Genomic DNA, 6,104 nt, shown 5'->3' on the forward strand with positions numbered 1-6,104 from the left:
GACGGCGGCGGTGAATGTCGTCGGAAGGGAGCCCCGCCGGTCACGGCGTGGCGTCGGTCCGGCCCGGGTCGTTGGGGTGGGACTCGAGAGGGGTGACGTCGAGCGACATCCACGAGCGCAGTGGCAGCGTGCCGAGCACCTTCTCGTGGAGCTCGTCCTCGTCGGCGGCACGCCAGATGCCGATGCTGCGTAGCTCGCCGACCGCGCGCCACAACCGGGCCAGGTGGCCGGTGGCGGCCAGTTCCTTGGCGCGGACTGCTTCGGCGGCGCGACGCCGGTCGACCTCGTCCTGGGGGGTGCCCTCGGGGATGGTGGTGGTGATCTCGACCAAAAACTCGCGCATGTTGCTGCTCCGTTCGGCCGGGCGCCCGGTTCGCGCCGGTACGCCACTGGTGTGGACGGTTTCCATGCGGCCATCGTCCACCCGTCACGAGGGCCGACGCCACGACCGGCATCCTCGATGCTCGTAGGCGCAACCTCCCACCGGACGTAGCATGGCGGGCGTGGAGTTGCGTCAACTGCGGTACTTCGTCGCGGTCGCCGAGGAACTGAACTTCGGCCGGGCCGCCGAGCGGCTCCTGATCGCCGGGCCGTCACTGTCCCAGCAGATCAAAGTGCTCGAACGCGACCTCGGCGTGAGCCTGTTCGACCGTGACCGCCGCTCGGTTTCCCTCACCCCGGCCGGGGCGGCCCTGCTCCCGCACACCCGCGCCCTGCTGGAACGGGCTGACGACCTCCAGCGCCGAGCCGGCCGGCTTTCCGGAGCGGAGCGGGTCCGGCTCGGTTACGTCAACTGGCTCCCGGCAGACCTGGTCGCCCGCACCCCCGCGGTGGCCCAACTCCACATCGATGCGTGGATCGCGCCTTCCCACGCGCAGGCCGCCCGGGTCGCCGACGGCAGCCTGGACCTCGCGGTGTGCTGGGTGCGCACCGAGGACCTGGAGCAGCACGGCCTCCAGGCGCGGCTCATCGGCGCCGACCGGCTCTACGCCGTCGCCACCGGCGATGTGACCGGCGACGTACTCGCCCGGGACACCGACGTCCTCCTCGACGACGACACCACTTCCTGGTCGTCCTGGAACCGCTACGCCGAACAATTGGCCCGCGACACCGGGGCCCGCCCCGTACACATCTCCGACGGCGGCATCACCGGCTCCGCCTTCTTCGACCACGTCCGCCGTAGTGGCCGCCCGGTCATCAACTCGCCCAAGGGGCAGTCCGCCCAGCTGCCACCCGACCTGGTCCAACGTCCGGTCCGCGGGCCAGAGGTGTACTGGCCCTGGTTCCTGGTCTGGCGCGGCAGTGAGGCGCGCCCGGCGGTACGTGCCGTCGTCGACGCGCTCTGCGACGGCGTCGGCGATCTGGGAATCGATGCCCCGGGCGCCTGGCGGCCCGACAGCGGCGCACAAAGGCAGTAGGCGGCCTCGCTCTTCCGGCGAACCGTCATCAAGCCCCAGCCCGACGCCTGGCCCGCCTGGGCTGGGAGGCTGCGCCTACCAGCAATGAGGAAGCCGGTCCTGGGCCGGTTCAGATGTCCGTTGACTCTTTCTCGACCGGTCGTCTACCTTCTCAATAGGCGACCGGTCGGCTAGTAATCGGTCGGAACACATCCCGTTTCGGAGAAGATCATCATGAGTACTCAGAGCCAGAAGGTCGCAGTCATCACCGGCGCGTCGCAGGGCATCGGTGCCGGCCTCGTCGATGCCTACCGCAACCTCGGCTACGGCGTCGTCGCCACCTCGCGGACTGTCGCCGAGTCGCAGGACGCGGACGTCGTCACCGTCCAGGGCGACATCGCCGATCCCGCCACCGCCGATCGCGTCGTCGCCGCGGGCATCGAGCGGTTCGGCCGTGTCGACACCCTGGTCAACAACGCGGGCATCTTCGTCGCCAAGCCGTTCCACGAGTACACCCAGGACGACTACGCGACGGCGACCGGCGTGAACCTGCTCGGGTTCTTCCGCATCACCCAGCTGGCCGTCGAGCACATGCTCGCCCAGGGCGGCGGGCACATCGTCAACATCACCACCAGCCTGGTCGACCACGCCGACTCCAACGTCCCCTCCGTACTGGCCTCGCTGACCAAGGGCGGCCTGCAGTCCGCCACCAAGTCCCTCGCCATCGAGTACGCCAAGCGTGGCATCCGCACCAACGCCGTCTCTCCAGGCATCATCAAGACCCCCATGCACGCCGAGGAGACCCACGAGATGCTCGCCGGACTGCACCCGGTCGGCCGGATGGGCGAGCTGAGTGACATCGTCGACGCGGTGATCTACCTGGAGAACGCCCCGTTCGTCACTGGCGAGATCCTCCACGTCGACGGCGGCCAGAGCGCCGGCCGCTGACCCGAAGGCACGTCTGCCGTCTCCCCCGTGTCCCGCTGGGCAGGGCCCGTCGTGCGGTGCTCGCAGTCGAGCAGGGCGCGCCGAGGCCGTGTTCGGACAACCCGTGCCAGGGTCGAAGGCGAGGCGCTCTTCGTGCAGGCCACGAGAGGGGGCGGCCATTCGGGCCCCCGCCCCCGCGCCTTCATCCGCCTGGCCATGCACGCGGCGTCGTTGCGGGCAGTCCCGTCATGGTTGTTCCCGAGCCCGGCGCCGACATGGAAAGCGGAGTCGTGACCCGCCCGGACAGGAAGCCGTGAGTCCCCATTCCCCCTGACAGGAGAAATTTGATGAACAGCACGACGGACAGCGAAGCGATCCTGCGCGGTGTCCTCGACCAGTGGAAAGCAGCCGTCGACGGGCACGAACCGCAGCGGGTCGCCTCCCATTTCACCGAGGACGCGATCTTCCAGGGTCTGCGCCCCTACAGCATCGGACGGCAGGGCGTCGCCGACTACTACGGCTCCCAACCCCTCGGGATGACGGCCGCGTATCGGATTCTCGAGACCAGGCAGCCCGCCGACGGCCTCGTGCTCGGCTACCTGAGCGTCGACTTCTCGTTCACCGACCGGCCCACGGTGGGCCTCCATCTCGGCGTACTGGTGAAGCGCGTTGAGGACCGCTGGTACATCAGTCACTACCAGGTATCCCGCCTCGATTAGTCGCGGCCGGTCAGCGTGCGCGCGTGGTGCCGGCGAAGGCCGCGGAATGGCTCCGCACGAAGTCGCCGAAGCTGAGCGGGGGGTGTCCGGTGATCAGCTCCACGTCGTCAGTGGCTCGGTCGTACCTGTTCGCGGCGTGGAGGCGCGCCATCGTGGAGAGGTGCTCGCGAACGTGCTCAGGCAGGCCCAGAGGGGTGAGCCTGGTGCGTACCCATTCCTCGTAGGGGACGTCGACGTAGGTGATGTCCCTGCCCAATGCGTCGGTGAGTTCTTCCGCGATGGCTGTCATGTCGCGGGAGCGCTCTCCGGTCAGGCCGTAGGTGCGGCCCACGTGTGCGTCCGGCGAGGCAAGGACGGTGGCTGCCACCTCGGCCACGTCCTGGATGGCGACCGGGGAGGTACGGCCCGATCCGAAGGGAAGCCGGATGGTGCCGTCCTGCGCGACGTCGGCGGCCATGGCCATCAGGAAGATCGGGTTCTCCATGAACACCGTGGGCCTGATGTGGGTCACCGGGAGGCCGGACCAGTTGAGGGTCTGTTCGGCGAGCCAGTGCTGACGCTGTTGCCTGGATTCGCTGGTGCTGGTCAGTGTCATCTGGGAGACCGTCAGCTGGGACATGTTGACGAAGACCTCGAGATGCCCGTGGTCCAGGGCGGCCGCTGCCGCGGTCACGGTCGCCTCCAGATAATAGGAGGACACGCTCAGTCCGAAGTACACCCGGCGGCAGCCGTCGAGCGCCCGGACGACGTCGGCCGCGCGCGTCAGATCGCCCACGGCGACGTCCGCCCCCAGGTCGCGGAGCTCAGCGGCGCGCTCGTCGTCCCGGTGCACGAACGCGCGAACCGGGAGACCGTCGCCGCGTAGGCGTTCCACCACCATCCGGCCAACGTTGGCGGCAGCGCCTGTCACGAGGGTCATGGCGGGTTCGGGTGAGGGGATCGAGGGTCGGTGCACCATGGGCGTGATCCTGCCGGTTCGAAGCGCCCGGCTGTGGGAAGCCCTGCCGGTCAAGCCAGGATGGAGCAGCGGTGCAACGAGTCACGGCAGTGTCTCCGCCGGCGGGGGAGACGACATGAGAACCCCGCGCTCACGTTCCTGCGGAGCGGCGCGCCACCTCGTGCTGGTCGCCGTTGCAGTGCGGGGCCGCTCGTAGGGTGACGTGCGTGATCGTTCGTGACGGCGCAGGGAATGCAGGCGGTGGCCGGCGGCCGGGCTATCGGGCTGCGGCAGTGGTGTTCGCCATCGGGATGGCCGGGACCACGCTGCCCACTCCGCTGTACGGGCTCTACCAGGAACAGATCGGGTTCTCCGAGCTGATGGTGACCGTGATCTTCGCCGTGTACGCCGTCGCGGTCATCACCGTGCTTCTGGTGGCGGGAAACTACTCCGACGAGGTCGGCCGCCGACCTGTGCTGCTGTGCGCCATGGCCCTGTCGGCCGCGAGCGCGGGATGCTTCCTCCTGCAGAGCGGCCTGCCTCTGCTCTTCGCGGGGCGACTGCTGTCCGGCTGTGCGGCCGGCCTGCTGAGCGGCGCGGCAACAGCGGCCGTCATCGAGTTGGCGGGTCCCGGGCAGAAGGCGCGTGCCGGTTTCGCCGCCACTGCGGCGAACATGGGTGGTCTGGGCTGCGGGCCACTGCTCTCCGGCCTTCTCGCGCAGTACACGCCCTGGCCGCTGATGCTGCCGTTCTTGGTTCACCTGGGGCTGGTGGCCGTGGCCACGGGGATCACCTGGTTCATGCCGGAGACCGTGGCGGAGCCGAAGAGATGGCCGCCTCTGACGCCGCAGGGAGTCACGGTGCCTACCGAAGTGAAGGGTGTGTTCCCGCCCGCCTCGCTGGCGGCGTTCGCCGGCTTCGCGCTTCTCGGGCTGTTCACGGCGGTCGCGCCGAGTTTTGACTCGCGGACGCTGGGTGTGCACAACCTGGCTGTCTCCGGCGCCGTGGTTTTCTCCGTGTTTCTGGCTTCGACCGTCGGACAGTCCTTGACACAACGGATCGGCGCGCGCCTAGCGCTCCCCGTGGGGTGCGGCATTCTCGTCGTGGGCCTGCTGCTGGTGGCGTCGTCACTGATCGCCGAATCCCTGCTTCTGCTCGTCCTGGGTGCCGTGTGCGGCGGCACCGGCCAGGGACTGGCCTTTCGCGCGGCACTCACCCTCGTCAGCAGTGCCGCCCCGGCACAGCATCGTGGCGGCACCATTTCGGCGTTCTTCGTCGTCGCCTACACCGGGATCTCGGTGCCGGTCGTCGGAGTCGGTGCCATGGCCACATGGCTCGGGCTGCGCCAGGCCGGACTGATCTTCACGGGCTGTGTGGTGCTGCTGGCGGCAGGCGCGGGAGCGTACGCCGCACGCAGGCCGCCGGCGGGGGGCGTTGTCGGTCGCCGGTGAAGGCCGCGAGTCCTGCCGTCGAGGAGAGGCTGGAAGACGTCGCGACATCCGTTGGCGTCCGCATCCGTCACCGGTCCCGTCTCGATGCCCTGGCAGAAGTGGCCCAGGACTGAACCCCTCGCCCCGGCTGCGCAGTTCGATCCCGGCGCCGTTCAGTGGGGGTCTTCGAGCGTCGTCCGTGCCGTCACGACAGCAGCGCGGGGCGTCGGCCGGTGGGTGTGCGTCGACACTTCGACGCTGAGTGGACGCTGCTTCCCTCAGCAGGTACCGGGGGCGTGAACCCGGCTGCGGTGCGCCTGTGCGCCGCGGGGTCGGGGCGTGCCGTCGGTGGCTGCGGGAACGGCTGTCGTCGGCAGGCCGGTCGCGGGGACGCGGCCTGCGGTTCTTTGCCCGGTGGGTCTTGTTCGGGCGCTGGTCGCCCGGGACGTGCTGGGCGACCGGGGTGCTTCGTCGGGCCGGATCAGTAGGCCGAGTTGACGTTGTCGATGGAGCCGTAGCGGTGCGCGGCGTAGTTGGCGGAGGCGGTGATGTTGGCGACCGGGTCGTAGATGTTCTGCGAGGTGCCGGCGACGTGGTAGGTCTTGAAGGTGGGGTCGATGACCTGCATCAGGCCCTTGGAGGGGATGCCCTTCATGGCGTTGGAGTCCCAGTTGTTGATGGCGTTGGGGTTGCC

At 69.4% G+C, this 6,104-nt stretch carries 7 protein-coding genes; 4 read left to right on the plus strand and 3 right to left on the minus strand.

Annotated features, from left to right (window positions below; genetic code table 11):
• Nucleotides 1–40: 40 nt before the first annotated feature.
• Nucleotides 41–343 carry a muconolactone Delta-isomerase family protein gene (locus ACIA8E_RS30905; protein ID WP_399302930.1) on the minus strand — a complete coding sequence of 101 codons (303 nt, stop codon included), beginning with the start codon at nt 341–343 and terminating at the stop codon, nt 41–43.
• Nucleotides 344–494: 151 nt separating this feature from the next.
• Here ACIA8E_RS30905 and ACIA8E_RS30910 point away from each other — a divergent pair, with 151 nt between their 5' ends.
• The 3 genes from ACIA8E_RS30910 (at nt 495) to ACIA8E_RS30920 (ending at nt 3,043) form a co-directional block, all read left to right on the plus strand.
• Nucleotides 495–1,418 (plus strand): LysR family transcriptional regulator, encoded by a 924-nt coding sequence (locus ACIA8E_RS30910; protein WP_399302932.1) that lies wholly within the window; start codon nt 495–497, stop codon nt 1,416–1,418.
• Nucleotides 1,419–1,631: 213 nt separating this feature from the next.
• Nucleotides 1,632–2,345 carry an SDR family NAD(P)-dependent oxidoreductase gene (locus ACIA8E_RS30915; protein ID WP_399302934.1) on the plus strand — a complete coding sequence of 238 codons (714 nt, stop codon included), beginning with the start codon at nt 1,632–1,634 and terminating at the stop codon, nt 2,343–2,345.
• Nucleotides 2,346–2,671: 326 nt separating this feature from the next.
• Entirely contained in the window at nt 2,672–3,043 is a 372-nt protein-coding gene (locus ACIA8E_RS30920; RefSeq protein ID WP_399302936.1) for a YybH family protein, read from the plus strand.
• Nucleotides 3,044–3,053: 10 nt separating this feature from the next.
• Here ACIA8E_RS30920 and ACIA8E_RS30925 read toward each other — a convergent pair whose 3' ends face one another.
• Complete coding sequence (locus ACIA8E_RS30925) at nt 3,054–4,001, minus strand: NAD(P)H-binding protein (RefSeq protein ID WP_399302938.1); 948 nt, start codon at nt 3,999–4,001, stop codon at nt 3,054–3,056.
• A 206-nt stretch (nt 4,002–4,207) separates the two neighbouring features.
• Between ACIA8E_RS30925 and ACIA8E_RS30930 the strand changes: the two genes are divergently transcribed.
• Nucleotides 4,208–5,431: an MFS transporter gene (locus ACIA8E_RS30930; protein ID WP_399302940.1), complete on the plus strand. Its 1,224-nt coding sequence runs from the start codon at nt 4,208–4,210 to the stop codon at nt 5,429–5,431.
• A 460-nt stretch (nt 5,432–5,891) separates the two neighbouring features.
• Here the strand turns inward: ACIA8E_RS30930 and ACIA8E_RS30935 are convergent.
• The coding region (locus tag ACIA8E_RS30935) for a transglycosylase SLT domain-containing protein (protein ID WP_399296838.1) at nt 5,892–6,104 on the minus strand (213 nt) is incomplete at its 5' end.

It is taken from the genome of Streptomyces sp. NPDC051664 (genome assembly GCF_044453545.1).
Classification (GTDB): Bacteria; Actinomycetota; Actinomycetes; order Streptomycetales; family Streptomycetaceae; genus Streptomyces.

Excerpts from the sequence above, each read along its gene's own strand:
- ACIA8E_RS30915 (WP_399302934.1), top strand. The coding sequence starts at position 1,632 with ATGAGTACTCAGAGCCAGAAGGTCGCAGTCATCACCGGCGCGTCGCAG.
- ACIA8E_RS30925 (WP_399302938.1), bottom strand. The coding sequence starts at position 4,001 with ATGGTGCACCGACCCTCGATCCCCTCACCCGAACCCGCCATGACCCTC.
- ACIA8E_RS30905 (WP_399302930.1), bottom strand. The coding sequence starts at position 343 with ATGCGCGAGTTTTTGGTCGAGATCACCACCACCATCCCCGAGGGCACC.
- ACIA8E_RS30910 (WP_399302932.1), top strand. The coding sequence starts at position 495 with ATGGCGGGCGTGGAGTTGCGTCAACTGCGGTACTTCGTCGCGGTCGCC.
- ACIA8E_RS30920 (WP_399302936.1), top strand. The coding sequence starts at position 2,672 with ATGAACAGCACGACGGACAGCGAAGCGATCCTGCGCGGTGTCCTCGAC.